This is a genomic window from Metabacillus sp. Hm71 (assembly GCF_051842955.2).
Classification (GTDB): Bacteria; Bacillota; Bacilli; order Bacillales; family Bacillaceae; genus Metabacillus.
The window spans coordinates 6,013,733-6,036,820 of sequence record NZ_CM200278.1; the positions used below are offsets into that span (position 1 = coordinate 6,013,733).

Consider the following 23,088-nt stretch of genomic DNA (forward strand, 5'->3'; position numbering starts at 1 on the left):
AATGAAAACATTATACAATAGCATATGTTTAAAATGTAGTCTTTCGAAGATTCACCTTTCGAATAATTTGGTTAATCACTTCTGATAGAACCAATCCAATCGCAATTGCACCGGAAATCATAAAGGCCTTGGCAGCAAGAGGAATCGCCTCATTATAATTATTTTCCACGACCTGTCTCATTGCATCATAGGCCAGCCCTCCAGGTACTAACGGAATAATACCTGATACATTATAAATAATAACTGGTGTTTTATAAGCTTTAGCAAAAAATTGACTAATGATTGCGATAAAAAAGGATGCGATAATCGATGAAAATACACTATCATTTGTCGATTCATAAAGACCAAAATAAATCATCCATCCAACCATGCCAATGAAGCCGCATTTAAATAATGATTTCGCAGGCGCATTAAAAATAATCCCAAATGCAGAGGAAGCAATAAAACTCGTAATGAATTGTTCGATCAATCTATATCCCCCCATTTAAAAAAAGCCTATCCATCCTAGCTTGTCCGATTGACTTGGTTAATAAAAGGAAAAAACAACAGCAACACCTGCTCCAATCGCAAATGCCGTCAGAAACGCCTCTGCTCCCTTTGAAATGCCGGAAACTAAATGACCTGCCATTAAATCCCTTACAGCGTTTGTAATTAATAAGCCAGGTACCAGCGGCATAACAGAAGCAATAATGATTTTATCAAGCTCGGTTCCAAGATTTAGCGTAACAAATATAACTGATAACAATCCAATAATAAAAGCAGCTAAAAATTCTGCAAAAAACTTAATTTCAATTAACCGATGAATATAGATCAGGCAGGAATAGCCAATACCTCCTGTAAATAAAGCAGGGAGGAAATCTGTCCAACCGCCTTGAAACATGATCAAAAAACACCCGCTAGCAATTGAAGCTGCAGCGATTTGCACCCATATCGGATAGGCATGGGCATCCTGTTCAATGATCTTTAGATGCTCATATGCCTCTTTTATCGTAAGGTCTCCGCTGCTGATCATCCTTGACACGCTGTTTACCTTTGCAACCTTTTGAAGATCTGTTGAACGATCAACAATTCTCACTAACTGTGTAGGATGGTGACTATCAATCGAAAAAATAATTCCCGTAGGAGTTACATAGCTATGGGAGTGCATGATTCCATATGCTGCAGCGATTCGCATCATTGTATCCTCTACGCGGTACGTCTCAGCACCGCTGCGAAGCATAATCTTCCCTGCGAGTAAACATACCTCAATAACCTCATAGCTTTTCGTTTGTTTGTGATCCAACTTGCCATCACTCCATATCAGATTCTATCTAGAGTTTAATGAAGAAGCAATATGAAAGCAAATAATACTTTATATAGGAATGTACTATTAAATTATGAAAACGCCCAACAAAAAATTTAAATTTCATTATTAGACAGATGAAGTTGTTTTGCTATATCATGGATGAAGCATATTACAATTACGAAAATGGTAAAAAAGGAAGAAGGAAAAAACCTTGAGCAACAAAAGCAAATATCAAATATACATTTCGTTATTTTTCGTCATGATTACTTGGGGATTTAATGTCATTGCAACCAAACTGCTTGTGGCAAACTTCATGCCTGTCACAATGACGGCTCTGCGAATCTTCACTGCAGGTATTGGCGTATTCATTATTTTATTCGGCTTGAGACTGCTTAGAAAACCCTCTAAAAAAGAATTCCTTTGGATCCTGATTTGTTCATTATTTAATGTTGTTGGCCACCATTATTTCTTATCGGTTGGGCTTAAAGGTACCTCAGCCTCTAATGGCGGGCTTATTTTAGGGATGGGGCCGATTTTAACTACAATTCTAGCAATCTTTTTTCTTAATAATAAAGTGACATTACTTCGCTTCATTGGCATTATGTTTGGCTTTATCGGGATTTCCTTTATAGTTTTTAAAGGCGGGGATGACTTCCAAGCTATTACTCTAGGGGATGTTCAAGTATTTTTATCGATCTTTTTACAATGTATCAGCTTTATCATCATTAAAAAGGTTTCCTCGACTCTAGACCCGCGCCTGATGACAGGATATATGCTTGTCATTGGCTCTGTTTTCTTATTCATGATTAGTTTAGTTGTTGAACCGAATGGATTGAAAAGCATGGCTGGAGGTTCGCTTTCAATCTGGGTCATCTTTTTTGCTTCAGCCATTTTAGCTACGTCTGTTGGACATATGACCTATAATTATGCAATTGGGAAAGTTGGTGCGGCCGAGTCGGCGATTTTTATTAATTTAAATCCATTCTTCGCATTGGTTGGGGCTGCCCTGTTTTTAAATGAAGTGATCACGTTCACTCAGGTAATCGGGTTTATTTTTATTATCTTTGGCGTTGTCCTTGGTGCCGGGGGATTCGACGAGCTTTTACGGCATCAGAAAACCAAAAGGGGAATGGTTATTTCAAAATAATCGAAAGCCATGTTACTTTTTATACCAACAAATTTGATTATTAGTCCTTTATTGTTGTAAGATTCATTAAAGCATAGACAAAGAAGCCGCAGAAAGAAGGATGTGAACACTTTTTTCATGCGGTTTTTTCAATCGAAAGGAGTTTCCCTTTATGGATTCATATAGCAGAAGACTAGCAGCTGCCGCCAAAAAAACGAAAGCCGATCTCGTGATAAAAAACGGGCGAATCATTGACGTATTCAACGGAGACATAATAGAAGAAACGATTGCCATTACCGACGGAGTCATTGTTGGAATTGGCGACTATGAAGGAGTAAAAACAATTGATGCTAAAGGAAAGTTTATCTCTCCAGGCTTCATTGACGGGCATGTTCATATCGAATCAGCCATGGTGACACCAGCACAATTTTCACAGCTTGTTGTGCCGCATGGTGTCACTACTGTTATTGCCGATCCTCATGAAATTGCAAATGTTAGCGGCTCTGAAGGGATTCAATTTATGATAGATACGGCTAAGGATGTGCCATTAAACATTTATTTCATGCTGCCATCATGTGTTCCAGCGACACCTTTTGAAAACGCAGGGGCAAGATTGTCTGCAGAAGATTTACGGCCTTTTTATGAGAATGAAAACGTGATTGGGTTAGGCGAAGTGATGGACTTCCCGTCAGTCTTTCATCAGGACCCAGCCATGATGGAGAAACTCACAAATACCAATCAATTAAAGAAAAAAATAGATGGCCATGCAGCGGGTATTTCAGGTGACCCTCTGAATGTTTATTTAGCAGCGGGAATTAAAACCGATCATGAGTGCATAACCCCTGAAGAGGCATATGATCGCTTAAAACGGGGAATGTATGTCATGCTAAGAGAAGGATCTGCTGCCAAGGATCTTGTATCCCTGCTTCCTGTCGTGACCGAAAGAAATGCCCGCCGCTGTCTATTTGTCACAGATGATAAGCATTTGGACGATCTAATCGCTGAAGGAAGCATTGATTACTGTGTGGCACTCTCCATTGCTAATGGACTTGATCCGATGCTAGCTTATCAAATGGCAACAATCAATGCTGCTGAATGCTTTGGCCTGTTAACTAAAGGAGCGATCGCACCAGGATATGATGCGGATTTTGTCCTATTAAATGAGTTAGAAACAGTTGACATCGATCAGGTATTCATCAAGGGGGAACTCATTGCCGAAAAAGGTAATTGCCTGAATACATCCACAAGTCTGCTTGTTCCTGATGCATTAACAAACACGGTCCATTTAAAAGAATTTACCCTTGAAGACATTCAAATAAAATGCCCAAACCATGCTGTAGCTAACATCATCGAGATAATTCCAAACAAAATTGTTACGCGGCATATTGTTGAGAAAATCGAAGAAAGGACTGGAGTCTTTCAGCCCTCAATTGAAAAGGATCATCTAAAACTAGCTGTTTTTGAACGGCATCGTAACACCGGAAATATCGGGCTTGGAATTGTAAAAGGCTTCGGACTTTCTTCAGGAGCGGTTGCCACAACGATTGCCCATGATTCACACAATGTCGTTGCGGTTGGGACGAATGACCAAGACTTAATCAAAGCTGTAAACATGATGGCTACGATGGGTGGAGGAATGGTTGTTATTAAAGATGGAGAAGTGTTAGCTTCTTTACCATTAGAAATTGCCGGATTAATGACAGCCAATCAGTTTGACCATGTGAATGAAGGATTAAAGCAGATAGATCATGCTTTAACAGAAATTGGCTTTACTGGGGATTTCAATCCGTTTTTAACTTTATCCTTCTTAGCTTTACCTGTTATTCCAGAGCTAAAGCTTACTGATCTCGGACTATTTCAGGTGAAGGAATTTAAGCATATCAATATTATCGATTAAATTGATTAAGCCCCCTGCCTATAATGGTAAGGGGTTCTCTTGATAAAAATAAAAGGTGATCTGCTCATTTGCAAGTTTTTTAAATTCCAAAATTGCTTATTAAGATTTGTTCTTCCTATGCTGTATGTGGACTTTTCCCTGTTTCTCTTTCCAATTTTTGTCCTTTTGAAGCTTTCTATAGGATTTTCCCCACTCTTTACCCGGTTTTTCTCTCCTGAAGCAGCCTTACTCTCTACAAGCAGCATTTTTTATATTTTTTCCCGCTTCCACATGGACAAGGGTCGTTTCTTCCAACCTTTTTCACGTTTTTTGACATGCTTTCTAGTTCTTTTTGTCTTAATAATCTTTCATTTTCGCTATTTTTCACTTTCATTTCCCACTCACCTAGAAGCGGATGATCGATCCCCATTATTTTATAATAGCCATATGCCATTAGATCGACATCAATTAAATAGGAGAAGGGTCTTTTGCTTACAAACTCATTGATTTCCGGTTCAGCAGCTGGACTTAATTGGTGGGCAAGCGCCTCAACGATCATGACTTGACTATCCTCATTCTCGACCTGATGATAAGCATCTTTCAGCACCTCAACTGCATAATCAGACTTAATATTCTCAACTATCGACGCTGCAAAAATCGACGATTCTGGTTTTAAAAGATAAGGAGCCACCGCTTCTACAACCTCATCCGTTTGAAAGGCGATTAACGCTGCAGACACCTCCTCCAAGAGAATATCTTCATCTCGGACAAGCAATGGAGCTAAATCCTGAATATACTTATCCTTCTCTAAAAGACCAATCATATAAACGGTGAGGATCCCACGATAATTAAACCATTCTTCTTTTAAATTATCCTGCAAATCTTTTTCTAGCAGGGCATCTGTAACCCATTGCTTTTTCACAAGAGTATAAGCGATTTTCTTAGCCATTTTATAAAAACCCGAGTGGATATATTTTTCAGCTTCGAGCTTGTCTAAAATGATTTCGTATTCTTCTAAAACCTCTTCCTTCGGGCCATGAACTAGTAATTCATATAGAACCCACATATCCTTCGAGAGATATGGTGCGAGGTCCTGACGATATTTCAAAGCAATCTCAGGGGATAAATCACTAATCATAGTATAATACCCGCCTACTTTGTCATAGGGGATATTTTTGACACCCTCAACTAAGGAGCCCACGATTTCTTCATGCTCTGGGTCGATCGACAATAAAGCTGCTGCCCCTCTGTTTTTCACAGCCTTGTTTATAAGCTCCTCAGTCCAGCTTCTATCCACATTCGGGTAATCATGCAAAGCATATCCAACAAAATCTTGAAGCAAAGCATCTTCCGTTCTCAAAAAGGGCTCAATTCTTTCTTTAAAATTCATTTTGATCCATCTCTTTCTAATGTTTCTGTCATAAAGTTCTACTTATGTTTTACCATGTGTATCTTTTTGGCACAATGATGCACTACTATTTAAAAAGAATTTTTTGAACTAGTTTGATCTTTTAAAAAAGGTGGAAATCATTTACTAACATCTTTTTCTGAAAACGCATTTATTTTTATTGACAACATGTATATACAGATTTAAGATAATGGTATGACTTGTATATACATATTTCGACAAGCTGACTAGTTTATGAAAACGCTTCTAGAGCTTGTTCAAATATGTAACGTTATAGATTACGAAAATGATAAACCGGGAGGGAGAACCATGAGTGTCGATCAAAAACAAGTTAGTCAAATTGTTGACGCAATAGGTGGTAAAGAGAATATATCAGCTGCAACACATTGTGTTACACGCTTACGTTTTGCCTTAGTAGATGAAGGAAAGGTCGATAAAGATGCACTTGAATCTATTGATCTTGTAAAAGGATCATTTTCGACAAACGGCCAATTCCAGGTTGTCATTGGCCAAGGGACAGTTGATAAAGTGTACAAAGAGCTCGTCCAGCAAACAGGAGTTGGGGAAGCATCAAAAGACGATGTAAAAAAAGCTTCTGAACAACATTTAAATCCTTTGCAACGTGCTATTAAAACATTGGCTGACATCTTCATTCCAATCCTGCCAGCCATCGTAACAGCCGGTTTATTAATGGGGATTAACAACATCTTAACTGGACCGGGAATTTTCTTTGAAAAGGCACTTATCGAGGTATATCCCCAGTGGGCTGATGTGGCCAGCATCATTAACTTAATTGCAAATACTGCATTTGTATTTCTGCCAGGCTTAATCGGCTGGTCAGCTGTCAATCGATTCGGCGGCAGTCCATTATTAGGGATTGTTCTTGGTTTAATGCTTGTTCACCCTGATCTTTTAAATGCTTGGGGTTATGGTTCTGCTGAAGAAATTCCAGTATGGAACCTATTTGGCTTGGAAGTACAGAAGGTTGGCTACCAAGGTCAGGTATTACCTGTTTTACTTGCTTCCTATGTGTTAGCAAAGCTTGAAATTTTCTTAAGAAAACGTATTCCCGATGCATTCCAGCTTCTGCTTGTGGCACCAATTGCTTTATTGTTAACAGGACTCATTTCTTTTATCGCGATTGGCCCTATTACATTTGCTATCGGTAATGTCATCACAGATATCGTTGTCGGAATTTTTGAGGTAGCTCCAATTCTTGGAGGATTAATTTACGGCGGTCTTTATGCGCCACTTGTTATTACGGGAATGCACCATACATTCTTAGCCGTAGACTTCCAATTAATCGGCAGCACTGGCGGCACCTTCTTATGGCCGATGGTTGCATTATCTAATATTGCGCAAGGTACTGCTGCATTAGCGATGATGCTTGTTCTAAAAGATGAAAAGCTTAAGAGTCTCTCTTTAACATCTGCGGTTTCTGCTTACCTTGGTATTACAGAACCTGCTATGTTCGGGGTAAACTTACGATTCCGTTTTGCCTTTATCTCAGCAATTATCGGATCTGCAATTGCAGGTGCATTCATTTCCTTGCAAGGTGTTAAAGCCCCATCAATTGGCGTTGGCGGTCTGCCTGGATTTTTATCCATCTTCCCTGAAAACTGGGGTTCATTCTTTATTGGAATGGCGATCGTATTAGTTGTACCATTTGTCTTAACACTTGTGTTTGGAAAAATGCGTAAAGAAAAAACAAGCTGAAAGTTATACTTGAAACCTTAAAAACATTTTGAACGATACCATGGAACATAAAAGCCAAAAGCTTGTTCATCATGGTATCGTATCTTGCTTTTTACGAATGAATATCAAAACTTTAAGATCTTAAATTACATTTGGTGGTGGAAAAACATGGAACAACCTTGGTGGAAAAAGGCAGTTGTATATCAAATTTATCCGAAAAGCTTTAACGATACACAGGGCAATGGTGTTGGGGACTTGCCTGGCATTATAGAAAAGCTGGATTATTTAAAAAATTTGGGTGTCGACGTTGTTTGGCTTACCCCCATTTACAAATCGCCGCAGCGTGACAATGGGTATGATATTAGTGATTATTACAATATTCATGAAGAGTACGGAACGATGGAGGATTTCGATCGTTTAGTAGAGGAAGCCCATCAACGCGGGATTAAAATCATTATGGATATAGTTGTCAATCATACTTCAACAGAGCATGAGTGGTTTAAGCAGGCCGCTTCCTCAAAGGATAATCCATACAGGGATTTTTACATTTGGAAGGATCCAAAAGAAGATGGCTCTGTGCCGACAAACTGGGCTTCTAAGTTTGGAGGTCCTGCATGGGAATTTGACGAAAAAACCGGCCAATACTATCTTCATCTCTTTGATGTCACACAAGCTGATCTAAACTGGGAAAATGAATCCCTTCGAGACGAGGTCTACAAGATGATGGATTTTTGGTTCAAAAAAGGGGTAGATGGTTTCCGCCTTGATGTGATCAACTTAATTTCCAAAGACCAGGACTTCCCTGATGATGACGGTTCTACCCCACCGGGTGACGGCCGAAAGTTCTATACAGATGGTCCGCGTGTTCATGAATTTATTCACGAAATGAACAAAGAAGTGTTTTCAAAGCATGATAGCATGACCGTTGGTGAAATGTCGTCAACAACCATTGATCATTGCATTAAGTATTCGAATCCTGAGCGTAAAGAATTAAGCATGACGTTTAACTTTCATCATTTAAAGGTTGACTATCCAAATGGCGAAAAATGGGCAATTGGAGAAATGGATTTCCAAGCACTGAAAAGAATTTTATCCACTTGGCAAACAGGGATGAATGAAGGCGGCGGCTGGAATGCCCTGTTTTGGTGCAACCATGATCAGCCAAGGATTGTTTCCCGTTATGGAAATGATAGCGAGTACCACCGTGAATCAGCAAAAATGCTTGCGACAACGATTCATATGATGCAAGGAACACCATATATATATCAGGGCGAAGAATTTGGCATGACAGACCCAAAATTCACTTCCATCGACCAATATCGTGATGTTGAGTCTTTAAATATGTATTCGATTTTAAAAGAAAAAGGAATGCCTGAAAAGGAAATCCTCGAAATATTACAAAGGAAATCACGTGACAATTCACGTACCCCTGTTCAATGGGACAATACCGAGCAAGCCGGATTTACAACTGGCACTCCATGGATTGATGTAGCCGAAAATTATAAAGACATAAATGCAGAAAATGCTTTAAATGATCCAAATTCGATCTTTTATCATTACAAAAAGCTTATATCTTTGCGAAAAGAATATGACATTATTACAGACGGTGATTACGAGCTGCTTTTACAGGATGATCCGCAGCTATTTGCCTATGTTCGTAAAACTGAAAACGAAAAGCTATTAGTAGTCAATAATTTTTATGAAGCTAAGACAACCTTTAAATTACCTGAACATGTACAGGTAGACGGCTATTCAAGTAAACAGCTTATTTCAAACTACCCGGATTCAGTTGATTCCTTTGAGAACATGGAGCTTCGTCCATATGAATCGGTTGTTTATTATTTAAGAAAAGGCTAAACCTTAGTCTGTATGCATGGTCACGCTTGTTCATGGTAAGATAAGAATGGTGATATGACATGAGAAAAAATAAATATCATGCCATTTACAAAGAATGGACTGATAAAATAAAAACCGGCGAAATCAAAGCCGGTGAAGCTCTTCCATCTGAAAATGAGTTAGCCGAAGCCTATAATACGAGCAGAGAAACGATCCGTAAAGCGTTAAACCTCTTATCTCAAAATGGCTTTATTCAAAAAATCAAGGGCAAAGGCTCGATCGTCATTGATGTCCAAAAAATGAGCTTTCCGATTTCAGGATTAGTCAGCTTTAAGGAAATTTCAAAAAACTTCACAGCTGAGCCGATCACAACAGTTCATGATTTTGGCCTGATCAAGCCTGATCCATTTATCAAGCAGCAATTAAATGCGTCAAGCAAGGACGAAATTTGGAAGGTCATCCGTTCAAGAGCAATCGGCGGTGAAAACATTATTTTGGACAAGGACTTTTTCTTAAAAAAATTTGTTCCAACCTTATCAAAGCAGATTTGTGAGGGCTCCATTTATGAGTACCTGGAAAAAGAACTACAGCTTAACATCAGCTTTGCCAAAAAGGAAATTGTTGTCGAGGATTGCACCGAGGAGGATCGCGGGTATCTCGACTTGGAGGGTTTTTCCCACATTGTTGTCGTGAAAAACTATGTTTATTTAGATAATGCAAGCCTGTTCCAATACACGGAATCTCGCCACCGCCTTGATAAATTCCGGTTTGTTGACTTTGCACGTCGCGGGGTTTAAGTAATCTGTCTATTCCGACTTTAATTTAGTAAAACACATTGGTCCTTGCAGAACCAATGTGTTTTTTTACCATTTTTATGTTTTGTTAATACATATATCTTGAAGAAAATGCAAAAGTTACCCTATAGGAATTATTCAAAAGCAACCATATGTACATTTTTTATCTGTACTAATTTATCCTACCTTGTCAAATTAGCAACTAACGTTAAGGAGCTGGGAAAAAGAATGACATTTGAAGAAGGAATAAAACAAACTGAAAGAGCCTACAATCAAATAACGGAAACCCATTCGATGATGACGGATGCAGTTTTTCACGCCTTTTTATTTACATGGCAATGGTGGTTGGGAATGGCCTTAATTATTTTCCCATGGTTTTTTTGGTTTATGTTTAGAAAAAAGAATAGTACAGGCAGGTTATTATTCGCCGGTTTTACAACAATTATTTTATCACTCATGATCGATCTTATTGCGATTTCTTTAGGCTTATGGTCATATCCTGTGAAATTTTTGCCCATTGCCCCACAATTATTTCTCCCTTATCATTTTTCTCTAGCACCAGTTGCTATTATGGTTACTCTTCAAATTAAACCTAGAGCTAATCCATTAATAAAAGGAATTATCTTTTCTGCTATTGCAGCATTTGTCGGAATGAACCTTTTTGAAATGCTCGGTTTTTACAATTCGAAAGGCTGGCCTACATATTATGACTTTATTATTTTTTTATTTCTGTTTTTTATGGGATATTGGATAAATAACATGGATAGCTTTAAAAAGTTAACAGAGGATGCTTCATAATTATTTCCTGAAGAATAAGTTATGATGGAACATTTGGTCAAAGTAATAATAGAAATTTTAGGAACTTAGTTTTTCACCAGCTCATTTTTATTTAAAAAGTTACCTTACCTGATTAGATCTGTAATAAAATCTTTCATCATGATCGATTTCTCTTCTTATAAGTTAACTGTGAATCTCCTTTTTCATGATATGATAAAACTATCCTGCGATAAGAAAGGGAGTTTCTATGAAAAACGAAATCATTGAACGCTTTACAAGCTATGTAAAAGTAGATACACAATCAAATGAAAACAATGATTCCTGTCCATCTACCCCTGGTCAACTAACACTTGCCAATATGCTTGTCAACGAATTAAAGGAAATTGGCATGAAAGATGTGACCCTTGATGAAAACGGATACGTGATGGCAACCCTTCCGTCCAACACAGAAAAACAAGTCCCAACAATTGGATTTTTAGCTCATGTGGACACAGCAACCGATTTTACAGGTGCCAATGTGAAGCCACAGCTTGTCGAAAACTATGATGGAAATGACATCACCCTAAATCAATCCTTACATATTGTCCTTTCCCCGACACATTATCCGAATCTTGCTAATTATAAAGGACATACATTGATCACAACCGATGGCACAACACTTTTAGGTGCCGATAACAAAGCTGGTATTGCTGAAATTATGACAGCGATGGCGTATTTAATTAAGCATCCGGAAATTAAGCACGGAAAAATCAGAGTCGCCTTTACACCTGATGAGGAAATTGGCAGAGGACCGCATAAATTTGATGTTACGTCATTTAACGCAGATTTTGCTTATACAGTTGATGGCGGCCCGCTTGGCGAGCTTCAATATGAAAGCTTTAACGCTGCCGCTGCCAAAATTACGTTTAAAGGAAACAATGTCCACCCTGGCACCGCAAAAGGAAAAATGATTAACTCGGCTAAAATTGCGATGGCATTTAACAGCAAGCTGCCTGCAATGGAAGCACCTGAATTTACGGAGGGCTATGAAGGCTTCTACCATTTACTTTCGTTCACAGGCGATGTAGAGGAAACAAAGCTTCACTATATCATCCGCGATCATGATAAACAGAAATTCGAAGCGAGAAAAAAGACGGTCGTTGATCTTGTTGATGAATTCAAAAGCGTGTATGGTCCAGATACCATCATTCTGGAGTTAAATGATCAATACTACAACATGCGTGATAAGATAGAGCCTGTGAAATATATTGTCGACATTGCCCACCAAGCGATGGAGAACCTAGGGATTGAGCCGATTGTCGAGCCGATACGCGGCGGAACAGACGGATCGCAACTGTCCTATATGGGATTGCCGACTCCAAATATTTTTACCGGCGGAGAAAACTTCCATGGGAAATTTGAATTTATCTCAGTTGAAAATATGATCAAGGCAACCAATACAATAATCGAAATTATTAAACTGTTTGAGGAAAGAGCAGGAAGGTAACTATCTTTTAAAATTTACCCTTTTTCATAAAGACATCCGCCGTTGCAATTGCAAATTTTAGCAGATCGGTATAAGTCTAATTAGAAATAAAGGCGCAAAAGAGCCGCTATCATTGCAGCGGCTCTAAATTTGAATGGCTTTCATATTTTCATAGAATGTTATGCTTGATTTCGCTGACAAAGCGCTGCGTAATCTCCTTTGGACGCGTGATTGCTCCCCCAACCACACTCGCATATGCTCCTAGCTCCATGCATCTTTTATACATTTCAGGAGTCATGACATTCCCTTCTGCGATTACAGGAAGGTGTACATGATTTAGAATCATTTTTAAAAATTCAAAATCGTTATCGTATAGTTTTTGCCCTGAGGTTTCTTCTGTATAGCCATGTAATGTTGTCGAAATACAATCAAATCCTATTTTTTCAGCCTGTGCGGCTTCCTCTACTGTTGAGATATCTGCCATCAGCTGAACGTGGGGATTTTGTTTTCTTACATACTCTACTAAATCTCTTAAAATGATCTGATTTGGCCTCTTTCTAGTTGTCGCATCCATTGCGATCATTTCACAACCGCTTTCTAGCAATTCATTGATTTCCTTTAAGGTGGCTGTTATAAACACCTTACTATCATCATAATCTCGTTTAACAATTCCAATAACAGGCAAATCAACTTCTTTTTTGATTTCTATAATATCCTCTTTTGTGTTTGCTCTTATCCCTTTGGCACCACCTTGGGCAGCGGCCAATGCCATCTTGGACATAATAAATGAACTATGCAATGGTTCGTCCGGCAATGCTTGACAAGAAACGATTAAACCGCCTTTCACCCTTTGCAACATAGGTTAATCCTCCTTAAAAAATGGATAGACTGCCCCGTATAATGCGGCATCATTGTATAATTGGGCAATTTTTATTTCTGTTTTCAAAAAATGATCTGGTAAAAATTGCTCTACTTGTGTTTGAATTTTAGTTAATAAAAACTCTCCTTGGCGAGAAATGCCTCCTCCAATAAGAATGCTCTCAGGATCAATTAACAGGATAATTTGCGCAAGCCCCCGTGCTACTTCTTTACACCATGACTCAATAATGGACATACATCTGCCTTCACCAAGCCTTGCTCTGTCAAAGACATCCTTCGCCGACAGCCCTTTTCCTAGTTCTTTTTCAATGATCATATTTAACGCAGCAGTTGATGCCCTTGCTTCATAATTTGTTTTTGTCACAGGATCGTACAACATATACCCGACCGAGTTCGCCTGATGATGACATCCATCCATGATTTCTTGATGAAAATAGGCACCGCCTATTCCTGTCCCTAATGTTATACAAAAAACATCCTTTTCATTTCGAGCAGCACCTAACCAAAGTTCACCCATTAACGCGGCATTCACATCATTTTCAACATGGACAGGAAAATGGAATTTTCTAGATAGATATGCCTTAAATGCCGTACCCTTATAGTTCTTTATCGTTGGTCCGGCATAGAGGATTTCGCCTTTTTCCCTGTCGACAATTCCCGCTGTGCTTATGCCTACACCGCTAATGTTGACCTCGTCCGCTACATGGGAAATGATGCTTTCCACTTGCTTAAGGATCGCTTGATTGATATTCTCTTTTGTTTCTATTTGGCGATGACCATGCAACTGCATTTGGTCGTTTAAAAGGGCGTATTTAATAAACGTACCGCCAATATCAATAGCTAAATAGTCAGCCATCATAGCCTCCTAAACTTTTGTATTCTTAATGTGTTTTGTAAGCAGTAATTTCGCCTTTTCTGCATCACCATGCTCTAATGCTTCGACAATCGTTTGATGCTCATTAATAAGGACTTTATATTCTTCTGGTGTTAATTTGATATGCTGAACCTGAAAGAAATAACTTGTAATCATATTCGTCATTTGAATAAACAAATCATGATCTGTTGCTTGAAGAAGCTGTTTATGGAATAGAATATCAGCATCCCTATACTCATCAGGAGTCACTGCCTTTTCACTTTCTTCAACAACCTGTTTTAAAAGCGTCAATTTTTCTGATTTATGATTTTTTACAATCTCATCAATTGCACTTGATTCAAATAAGATTCTCAATCCTAAAATATCCTGGATTTTCCCCCCGTTCATTTGCCATAAGAAAAAGAAGTTGTCCAATAAATTTTCGATATTTGATTCATTTAAAAAAGCACCTTGACCCTGTCTAATTCGAATCACTTCCGTATTTTCAAGGTAACTCAAGGCTTCTCTCACTACCGATCTGCTCACGCCAAACATTTCCGTGAACTTTCTCTCAGTCGGAAGTTTATCCCCTGCTTTTAATTGATGGTCAATCATGTATTGTTTAATTTCCTGAATAACGGTTTTCTTAAGCGGTTTTCTTTCATCAGCTTGAATGGGTTCCATTTTACGCTTTTTCCTCCACCTGGTTAATAAAACTGTAAATTGGTATAAAGTGTTCCTTCATGATGTTTTGAGCAATTTGCAAATTCTTAGTTTTGATTGCCTCAATAATCTCAAGATGCTGTTTATAGGCTTGTATAAGTGCAGTCTCTTTTTCAACTAAATCGATTTTTACTAGCTTAAAATATTCATGGATGATTTCACTAAAGTGATAATACGTCTCATTTTTAGTTGCTTTAATTAAAGATTGATGGAAAATCCGGTCAAATTCCTTTGTATCTTGTTTTTCGATGATCGTTTGGTAGTACGATTCATTGATATTGATGAGCGAATCGATGTCGACATCTACTTGTTTTTCAATGATTAAGCGCAATGCTCCAAGCTCGATAATTTCCCGAGTTTCCAATAATTCTTTAATTTTCACACCATATGTGTCATAGTGATGCTTTAAGATCGTACTAATTGAATCAAGCGTAGGCTCTGCTATGTAAACTCCTCCACCCGGCTTCACATGTAAAATACCCACGGTTTGAAGGGAAATTAGCGCTTCTCGTATAACAGTTCGGCTTACCTGAAGTTGCTCAACCAATTCCTTCTCAGTAAAAAATTTATCATTCGGTTTCAAATTATTTTCTAGAATATAGCTCTTTATTCGTTCAATCGCGATTTCGACTAATGAAGTCTTTTGTATGGCCATTTCATCACCTCTTTATTCGTGTCTATCATATCATAATTTGAAACAAGCGAATGAAAACCCTTACGAAAATGTGTTGACTTTTCCTTGAAAGCCTTTTAAGATGAAGTTGCAAATAAAATTGGTCTGACAATATTATATCTTGGTTATTCAATTTTAGCAAACATTGAGGAGGAGTAGCTATGAGAGGCTTATTTTCAGCTTTACTCGTACCATTTGATGAAAATGGAGCGATTATCGAACATGGTTTACGTGAGATTGTAAGACAAAATATTGACGTTCAAAAGGTGGATGGACTGTATGTCAATGGCAGCTCTGGCGAAAACTTTATGCTGTCCACGGAACAGAAAAAGCAAATCTTCAAAATTGTTAGTGAGGAAAATAAAGGAGAGATCAAATTAATTGCCCAAGTAGGTTCAATCAACTTGGAAGAAGCCGTTGAATTAGGGAAATATGCAACAGAGCTTGGCTATGACAGCCTGTCTGCTGTTACGCCATTTTACTATAAGTTTTCTTTTGAAGAGATCAAAAGCTATTATGAAACCATCATTGAAAAAACCGGGAATAATATGATCATTTATGCTATTCCATTTTTAACAGGTGTAGCCATGACAATGTCTCAATTTGATCAGCTCTTACAAAATGAGAAAGTTATCGGGGTAAAATACACAGACGGGAACTTCTACTTATTGGAACGTCTTCGAAATAGATTTCCTAATAAACTTATTTATTCAGGATTTGATGAAATGCTTATTCATGGTATGATCTCCGGAGTTGATGGCGCAATTGGCAGCACTTACAATGTGAATGGTAAGCGCGCTAAACAAATTATGGACTTATGTAGAGAGGGAAAGTTTATTGAAGCTTATGAAGTTCAGCATATAACCAATGATCTGATTGAAAAAGTGCTGGATCTTGGATTATACCAAACACTGAAAGAAATTTTAAACATAAAAGGGATACAGGCTGGCACTGTTAAAAAGCCTATGGCACCGCTTGATCCGAGTAAAAAGGAAGAAATCAAACAACTTGTAAATGAATTTAACTTATGATGAATGATATAAAACCAGCCATGCTCTCTTAAAGGTGATAGAGACGCTGGCTTTTCTGCCAATAATAAGAAAGCGCTTCATTAAATTCTGGATAACGATATTGAAAGGGTGATATGGGATGGAAAAAATTAGTTTCGGAATGGCCAACTGGGCTGTATTGATCATTTATCTTCTGGCCATGTTGGCTGTAGGAGTATATTTTACAAAGAAATCAGGCGAAAACACGGATGCATTCTTTACCGCAGGTGGTAAAATTCCCGCTTGGGCCGCAGGCTTTAGCATTTATGCCACGACTTTAAGCGCGATTACCTATATGTCAACACCAGAGCAAGCCTTTTTAACGGATTGGGCTTATTCAGCTGGTAATCTCGCTATTTTTGCCATTATACCAATTTTAATCTATTTTTATATTCCTTTCTTTCGAAAATTAAAAGTAACCACAGCCTATGAATATTTAGAAGAACGATTTGGTGTTTCCCTACGTGTTCTCGGAAGCTTATTATTTACTCTTTTTCATATTGGGCGTATAGCGATTGTTGTCTATTTGCCAACACTGGCCATTACCCTTGTTTCCGATATTAACCCAATTTTAATTGCTCTTGCAGTTGGGGGATTATGTATTATTTATACCTTCTTAGGTGGGATGGAAGGTGTCATTTGGAGTGATGTGATTCAAGGGATTATTCTATTAGGTGGTGCCATTTTACTTGTTATTCTTGGAATCAGTTCAATCGATGGCGGATTATCTACCGTTATAACTGATGCGGTAAATAACGACAAGTTTATCACAGCCGATCATTTTCAATTCGGTGCCGCGACTGCCGCCATTCCTATCATCTTTTTAGGCTCGATTTTTAATAATTTGCATCAGTATACCGCAAGTCAAGACGTTGTCCAACGCTATCAAACAACTAGTTCGATTAAAGAAACCAATAAATCTTTATGGACGAACGGTATTTTGGCACTTATCACCATCCCTGTCTTTTTTGGATTAGGTACTGTCCTTTATAGTTATTATACGAATGTGGAAACACTCCCAGAAGGATTTAATACCTCGGCGATTGTTCCTTATTTCATCGTATCAAGCATGCCAGCGGGTGTCGCCGGCTTAATCATTGCCGCGATTTTTGCAGCCTGTCAATCTACCATTTCATCTAGCTTGAATAGTATTTCAGCTTGTATAACCGTTGACTTTAAGCAAAGATTTTTTGGCAAAAACGATAAAACCGATGTATTCTTAGCAAGAATCGCCATTATTGTTGCCGGAGTACTAGGCATGGCTGCCGCATTATATCTAATTTCAACAAATCAGGCTGAAACATGGAATTTATTCCTGGCTATTACAGGATTATTCGGTGTTCCAATCGCTGGTATATTTGCCCTTGGTATCTTTACGAAACGTGCCAATACACCTGGCGTTTTAATCGGATTATTCTTAAGTGCATTTACAGCCTATTTTGTCCAACAAACAGATTTAACGCCGTTTACTGTTAGTATTGTATCATTCTTTTCGTCATTTGCTTATGGCTATTTAGCAAGTTTCCTATTCCCGAACGCCAAAAAGAACACAACCGGTCTTACGATATTTACGAAAAATGAAGAATATGTGAAGCCTGCTGTAGAGACTACTCAGCATTCTAATGTGAACTCACTTTAATTGGTACAAAGTCACTAATTAATATTTATATGAGACCCTCTTGTTAAAATGGACAAGAGGGTTTTCTGACATCTTCAAAAAATTGGCTTTGCCATTTTAGTTATTGCATACTCCGTCCCAATAATCTAATTCAAGAATATTTAAAACCTTTTTTATTTGTTCAATTAATTCCTGTTTAATATCCATAATACCCTCGTTTTACCTTGAAATCTTTTTACTTCCCCCAATACCTTTCATTCATTGGTACATCCTCTATAAAGTCCCTATATAAACCCTTCCAATTTTCAGGAACATAAGCCTCAAACGAGGCGGGTTCAGGGAAATTAGATATAAGAGTTTCTGTATCAAAGTTAACAAATAATGCTGGATGATATTTATCTAATTCATCCACACTAAGCTCTTCTAACATCATTTTTCTCAGTTGATTTGTTGTTACTTTATATTCCTCTAAGTGATTAATAAACTCTTCTGCTGTTTGTCTATTAACGATTGGAATATTAAAGCGATCGGAATAATCACCTTCAATGTTTATCTCATATCCAGCATCGATAAATGCCTTTTCAAGCTTTTTTAAGTCTAGAAACCAAATTTCTTTATCTGTAACATACCAATACCAATTATTCTTATAGAGAACACCTACAATAATCGTTTCAGCGTATACAATTTCAATCGCCATTGGTTGCTCCTTCCTTTTAAACTTTCTTCCAGTTAAACAATAATAAACTGCTCACTTATTTTACCATAATAAGTAAAACAGATAATATAAGAATGACCTAGCAAACAAACATGCTAGGTCAGAGAACAAATTTTTTTCCTAATAAAGGGTCTACATTTTACCTTATTATACCACTTAAATATTATATGGTTCTATTTTTTCAAATATATCAACCTCTTGGAAAGGGACATATTTTGAATACTGATATTTATCAGTTTGTTCAAAATCCAATTCTTTTGCTATTTCTGCATCAGAGGTATCTAATAAAATAGTACCATCTTTACCATCAGATGCTGGAAATTCTTTACCTTTATACCTTACATATAGATATACATAAAATAACTTCTCAATATCATTTAACGAGACTGTCTTAACAAAAACATTTTCTGCATATAAATTGAAACCTTTATTTAGGTCGTTCGGTTTATTACTTACTAACTCTATAGAATTTAAATGTGAATTTAAGTTAGTAAATTTATATTCTTCACCATTATATAAGACGTACTTTCCTTTTCTTATCATCCTGTTAATCTCCCTTTACTTTATAGGTATAAACGAACCAAATTTCTCGTCAAACACACCAACAAGTTTTTCTTTTACGTTAACTACTTTGTATAATTCTGCTCCATCTCAGTAAGATGCCTTCCATTAAATATGAACTCTGGTATAATCCGAACTTCCCTTCTGCGTTAAATGGATCGGTTGGATGGTGTTGCCTTGGCGAGATATGCTTCTATTATTAGGTTCCTGTAGAAAGATTAATAAAAAAGACTTTATTAATTCATTATATAATGAATTATAAAGTCTTTAGATTAATAAGTGATTCATATAATTAGATAAAACTTTATTCCCTACAAAGAGGCATAGTAAATATTCAATATTTTTTCATATAACTCATTTAAATCAATTATATAGTTATACTTTTTTTCTCTTCAAATAATTCTAATTCACTTATATTAACCCATTTTTCATAAAAATATTTGTCCGTTCTATCAAAATCTAATTGTTTAGCAATTTTGGAATCACTCGTCCCTAAAAGGACTTTATCATCTTTTACGTTTCCTACGCTTAATTTTGTATCTTTATAAACAGCGTAAGTATCAACATAATATACCTGTTCTAATTCATTCTTTAGTACCCTTTTTAGTAAGACTGTCTTATCTAACGGATGTGGTTGGAAGCCATTATTTAAATCATTTTGGTCATCACTTATTATGTTAACCCATTCATCTCCGTGTTTTCCCAATCGATATTCTTTACCTTGAACTACAGCGTAGTCACCTTTTCTTATCATGTTCATGATCTCCTTATATACTTATTGTTCGATTCTAATAAATCTTTTTAGATCACTGTCATACAATCCTACTAATTGTTCTTCTCCGTTAACCACTCTATAAATCTCTGCTCCTTCGTTTGGATCAAAGTAACCATTAAACTTCCATTCAGGAACTGTCTTCTCATTTCTCGATCCTGTGAACCCATTTTGCGTACAAGGTGGACCATCAGTGTTCTCTCCACCAAATCTTTCTCCATACGGAATTGTTATTTCTTCAGTTCTCTCTGTTTTAAACCTAATTACTCCATATGAATCTCCGCCATCAGGGAAAGGTCTATTTCCTTCCCAATCTTTATAATCTAGTCGAAGACTTTCAATAAAGTCATCATAATCTTTTATATCATAAACATCTTCAGCCTTTGCAACATAACCACCAATTTGTGTATATTGCCCTTCTAAATATTTTTGTATATCTTGAACAGGTATTGTTTTTTGAATTAGAGTATCCTTTGTAATCGGTATTACAGAATCTCGAATTGCCTTTAATTTTTCTACTTCCTGCTCACTTAAAGAACTTGAAGGTTTTAGTTTTAGCTCATTAAATTGTTCTCTTGTTAAACCAATGTTGTCTAGAACGTTATCTAATGTAGAATCAAACCCTCTTAATGAAGATAAATTCTCAGAATTATATGTTCCAGCTTTTGTGTTTACCTGTACATTTTCCTCAATATGACGAGTTGTGCCACCAGATACCCCATCCAATTCCTTGTTGACCGACGGACTACTCATCGCATTCACCGGCACATCCGAAACATCACTAGCCATTTTATAATTAACATTAGGATTAAAAGCAGCTTTTGCCCCATTTTTAACATCATCAATGAAACTATAAGCCCCAGCTTTCGTTTTTAACGCTAGCTCATGTGCCCTATTAACTGTCTGTTCTCCTATCACTCTTCCATTCCGGACAAGCTGTGGTGCATAAGCCATTCCGCCAATAGCCAGAATTCCTAACGCCTGGTAAAGGCTATTCTGCTTTTGCTCTTCGGTTAGCTCATTTCCAAACATATCTTTACCTGTGAGGTACTCACTGAACCCGTTGGCAGATACAAGTCCATAGATGCCCATTTCCGCTTTTTCAAGGGTGGAGAAGGTGTTGGCGGTTCTATATATGTCAAGTGCCTGGTCTGCGGCGTGCATGCCTTTGGCTGTTCGGTAGATGGCTGTTCCGCCTTTGGCGATGCGTCCTGCCCAGCCGACGATTGGGATGAAGCCGGCGGCTGCCATGGCGCCCGCTGCCACGCGTTGGCCTGCTGTTAGTTTTTCGCCGGTGACAGGGTCAACCCCTTCTGAAGCTCGTATGTAATCGTAGTAGCCTGTGATTTCGCCTGTGAAGGTTTTGATTCCATCCCATGTTTTTTCGTACCATGGGCGATTTTCGAGCTCCTCCTGGCGTTTAAGCTCTTCTCGCCATTTTTCCTGTTCTTCTTTAAAAGAGAGGTATTCACTTGTTTGTTTTTCAGCTTGTTCTTTAAGCTGGTAGACTTCACTTGCTTTGTAGGCTTCTGCGTTGAAATGGATCGGTTGGATGGTGCTGCCTTGGCGGGATGCTTCCATAAGCTGGCCGAAGAGTGCTACTACATACTGTTCATCACCCTCTGATAGGATGTATTCTGATTTCAAGTCAATGTCCAGCTTTTCAACTGCATCAACGGTGTCTTTTCGGTCTTTTTCCGCTTTCTCCATATGGTCTTCAAATCGCTCTTTTGAAAAAACATCGAGAGAAATGAGGTCATCGATTCGGTTGAAAATCCTTTTTAGCTCATCCTGTTGGCTTGAGACCATTTCTTTATGTGTTCTTGCATGATGGGTCAGTTCATCCTCTAAAAACGGGACATGGACAATCGTATCACCTGACAGCTCCGCATCCTCTGTTGTGCCTGCGATGCCGTTGAAAAAGGCGATGTTCCGGTCAATCAGGCGAAGCCAGGCATCGACTACATCGATTTGAGCCTGGTAGAAGCCTTTAATCGCATCAGCTCCCTTTCCTTGCAGTTGATCGTTCAGGTTGACGATGTCATTGAATTGGTTTTTAACTTCCTCTAGCTTTTCCCGCAAGTCTGTATAGCTTTTGGCCCTTGCTTCCATTGAATCTACTAATGATTTCGCTTCATATACTTTCACGGTCACCGTCTGCCCTTTCCTTTAGTTTAGCTTCTTTTACGCTATTTGAAAAAGGGCTGCCTCCAAAGGGTCACCCTTAATTTGAGACAGCCTCATATTAGGTATAGTTTTGGTAGTAGCGTAAATGGCAAAAACAGCCCTACTGTCTAGTTATCGCTTCATCCTGCTCTTTTAACGAGCGGACATTTGCTTTTGTATCTTCAACATTTTTCTCAACAACCTCAACATACTCATTGATGAGCTGATGAATTCTTGCCTCACGTTCAAGCCAATAGGTGGTAAAATCCAGCCGGTTTTGCCCTAGGCTGCCAGCTTCTGGCGGTGCAATCTTTACATTGGCTAATGCAGACTTGACCTCATCTAATTCCCTCATAACTGCTTCGTAATTAAGTTTAATCGTCACCATTATAATAACCGCCTTTTCAGATCGCTAATTCTGCTTGCAAGCTCATCAACAGCGTCTTCGCCCTTGTCAATGAGCTGACCTGCTTCATAAGCAAGAGCTTTTGTGACATTTAAAACACTTTGTTCTATTTCTAAACTATTAATCTTGCTTTCTATTAATCGTTGATAGCTTGAATAATCAATCTGTCCAATTCTCTGCATGATCGTATAGGCATCCTCGCGCTCACGGTCAAAATTGTCAGCTCTTACTCCTGTCCATTCTTTTCCTAAATCAGGCTGTTTTATCTTTTTTATTTCTTGGAGCAATAAATCTTGCTCACTGTTAATATCATTTTTGGCTTGGGTCAATCTTTGAATTTTTTCTTCAAGATCATTCGACTGTGATGAAATGCTCCTTTGAATCGAATACAACATGTCTGATAAACTCATC

General features: G+C 37.9%; 22 protein-coding genes. 9 read left to right on the forward strand and 13 right to left on the reverse strand.

From position 1 onward, the window contains the following. Positions 1-28: 28 nt before the first annotated feature. Together ACSVDH_RS29235 and ACSVDH_RS29240 are read right to left on the reverse strand one after the other, a co-directional pair. Complete coding sequence (locus tag ACSVDH_RS29235) at positions 29-484, reverse strand: threonine/serine exporter family protein (RefSeq protein ID WP_299091254.1); 456 nt, start codon at positions 482-484, stop codon at positions 29-31. Between the two features lie 42 nt (positions 485-526). After that, the gene (locus ACSVDH_RS29240; protein WP_439252443.1) at positions 527-1,282 is read right to left on the reverse strand and encodes a threonine/serine exporter family protein; all 756 of its coding nucleotides are present in this window, start codon (positions 1,280-1,282) and stop codon (positions 527-529) included. A gap of 214 nt (positions 1,283-1,496) precedes the next feature. Between ACSVDH_RS29240 and ACSVDH_RS29245 the strand changes: the two genes are divergently transcribed. Together ACSVDH_RS29245 and ade are read left to right on the forward strand one after the other, a co-directional pair. Continuing rightward, the gene (locus ACSVDH_RS29245; RefSeq protein WP_439252442.1) at positions 1,497-2,432 is read left to right on the forward strand and encodes a DMT family transporter; all 936 of its coding nucleotides are present in this window, start codon (positions 1,497-1,499) and stop codon (positions 2,430-2,432) included. 151 nt (positions 2,433-2,583) lie between these two features. After that, positions 2,584-4,308, forward strand: a complete 1,725-nt coding sequence (gene ade / locus ACSVDH_RS29250) for an adenine deaminase (protein ID WP_439252441.1) — start codon at positions 2,584-2,586, stop codon at positions 4,306-4,308. Between the two features lie 232 nt (positions 4,309-4,540). Here the strand turns inward: ade and ACSVDH_RS29255 are convergent, their stop codons facing one another. Continuing rightward, the gene (locus ACSVDH_RS29255) at positions 4,541-5,677 is read right to left on the reverse strand and encodes a YecA family protein (protein ID WP_439252440.1); all 1,137 of its coding nucleotides are present in this window, start codon (positions 5,675-5,677) and stop codon (positions 4,541-4,543) included. Positions 5,678-6,004: 327 nt separating this feature from the next. Here ACSVDH_RS29255 and treP point away from each other — a divergent pair, with 327 nt between their 5' ends. The 5 genes from treP to pepT all read left to right on the forward strand — a co-directional run bounded on the left by treP (position 6,005) and on the right by pepT (position 12,283). After that, positions 6,005-7,411 carry a PTS system trehalose-specific EIIBC component gene (gene treP / locus ACSVDH_RS29260; protein WP_439252439.1) on the forward strand — a complete coding sequence of 469 codons (1,407 nt, stop codon included), beginning with the start codon at positions 6,005-6,007 and terminating at the stop codon, positions 7,409-7,411. Positions 7,412-7,558: 147 nt separating this feature from the next. Further along, positions 7,559-9,247, forward strand: a complete 1,689-nt coding sequence (gene treC / locus ACSVDH_RS29265; protein ID WP_439252438.1) for an alpha,alpha-phosphotrehalase — start codon at positions 7,559-7,561, stop codon at positions 9,245-9,247. Between the two features lie 59 nt (positions 9,248-9,306). Further along, positions 9,307-10,023, forward strand: a complete 717-nt coding sequence (gene treR / locus ACSVDH_RS29270; protein WP_439252437.1) for a trehalose operon repressor — start codon at positions 9,307-9,309, stop codon at positions 10,021-10,023. A gap of 225 nt (positions 10,024-10,248) precedes the next feature. Next, entirely contained in the window at positions 10,249-10,818 is a 570-nt protein-coding gene (locus ACSVDH_RS29275) for a CBO0543 family protein (protein ID WP_439252436.1), read from the forward strand. Between the two features lie 226 nt (positions 10,819-11,044). Further along, the gene (pepT, locus tag ACSVDH_RS29280; protein ID WP_439252435.1) at positions 11,045-12,283 is read left to right on the forward strand and encodes a peptidase T; all 1,239 of its coding nucleotides are present in this window, start codon (positions 11,045-11,047) and stop codon (positions 12,281-12,283) included. A gap of 148 nt (positions 12,284-12,431) precedes the next feature. Here the strand turns inward: pepT and ACSVDH_RS29285 are convergent, their stop codons facing one another. From ACSVDH_RS29285 to ACSVDH_RS29300, 4 genes are read right to left on the reverse strand one after another with little or no spacing between them, the layout of a single operon-like run. Continuing rightward, positions 12,432-13,121 (reverse strand): N-acetylmannosamine-6-phosphate 2-epimerase, encoded by a 690-nt coding sequence (locus ACSVDH_RS29285; protein WP_439252434.1) that lies wholly within the window; start codon positions 13,119-13,121, stop codon positions 12,432-12,434. 3 nt (positions 13,122-13,124) lie between these two features. Then, positions 13,125-13,997, reverse strand: coding sequence for an ROK family protein (locus tag ACSVDH_RS29290; protein WP_439252433.1), 873 nt, complete (start codon positions 13,995-13,997; stop codon positions 13,125-13,127). Positions 13,998-14,006: 9 nt separating this feature from the next. Beyond that, on the reverse strand, positions 14,007-14,678 hold the full coding sequence (locus ACSVDH_RS29295) for a FadR/GntR family transcriptional regulator (protein WP_439252432.1): 672 nt from the start codon (positions 14,676-14,678) through the stop codon (positions 14,007-14,009). Position 14,679: 1 nt separating this feature from the next. Next, positions 14,680-15,372 (reverse strand): FadR/GntR family transcriptional regulator, encoded by a 693-nt coding sequence (locus ACSVDH_RS29300; protein ID WP_439252431.1) that lies wholly within the window; start codon positions 15,370-15,372, stop codon positions 14,680-14,682. 179 nt (positions 15,373-15,551) lie between these two features. On the opposite strand from ACSVDH_RS29300, the gene ACSVDH_RS29305 reads away from it, so the two are divergent. Beyond that, entirely contained in the window at positions 15,552-16,421 is an 870-nt protein-coding gene (locus tag ACSVDH_RS29305) for an N-acetylneuraminate lyase (protein WP_439252430.1), read from the forward strand. A 118-nt stretch (positions 16,422-16,539) separates the two neighbouring features. Next, positions 16,540-18,078 carry a sodium:solute symporter family protein gene (locus tag ACSVDH_RS29310; RefSeq protein WP_439252429.1) on the forward strand — a complete coding sequence of 513 codons (1,539 nt, stop codon included), beginning with the start codon at positions 16,540-16,542 and terminating at the stop codon, positions 18,076-18,078. Between the two features lie 214 nt (positions 18,079-18,292). Here the strand turns inward: ACSVDH_RS29310 and ACSVDH_RS29315 are convergent, their stop codons facing one another. The 6 genes from ACSVDH_RS29315 to ACSVDH_RS29340 form a co-directional block, all read right to left on the reverse strand. Further along, a complete protein-coding gene (locus ACSVDH_RS29315; RefSeq protein ID WP_439252428.1) occupies positions 18,293-18,754 on the reverse strand; it encodes a hypothetical protein in 462 nt (153 codons plus the stop codon). A 174-nt stretch (positions 18,755-18,928) separates the two neighbouring features. After that, positions 18,929-19,315 (reverse strand): UCP033725 family protein, encoded by a 387-nt coding sequence (locus ACSVDH_RS29320; protein WP_439252427.1) that lies wholly within the window; start codon positions 19,313-19,315, stop codon positions 18,929-18,931. A 385-nt stretch (positions 19,316-19,700) separates the two neighbouring features. Beyond that, a complete protein-coding gene (locus ACSVDH_RS29325; RefSeq protein WP_439252426.1) occupies positions 19,701-20,087 on the reverse strand; it encodes a UCP033725 family protein in 387 nt (128 codons plus the stop codon). Between the two features lie 21 nt (positions 20,088-20,108). Continuing rightward, a complete protein-coding gene (locus tag ACSVDH_RS29330) occupies positions 20,109-22,259 on the reverse strand; it encodes a ribonuclease YeeF family protein (protein ID WP_439252425.1) in 2,151 nt (716 codons plus the stop codon). 133 nt (positions 22,260-22,392) lie between these two features. Beyond that, complete coding sequence (locus tag ACSVDH_RS29335; protein WP_439252424.1) at positions 22,393-22,659, reverse strand: YwqI/YxiC family protein; 267 nt, start codon at positions 22,657-22,659, stop codon at positions 22,393-22,395. After that, a complete protein-coding gene (locus tag ACSVDH_RS29340; RefSeq protein ID WP_439252423.1) occupies positions 22,659-23,087 on the reverse strand; it encodes a YwqH-like family protein in 429 nt (142 codons plus the stop codon). The genes ACSVDH_RS29335 and ACSVDH_RS29340 overlap by 1 nt, the downstream gene beginning before the upstream one ends. Between the last annotated feature and the right edge of the window lies 1 nt (position 23,088).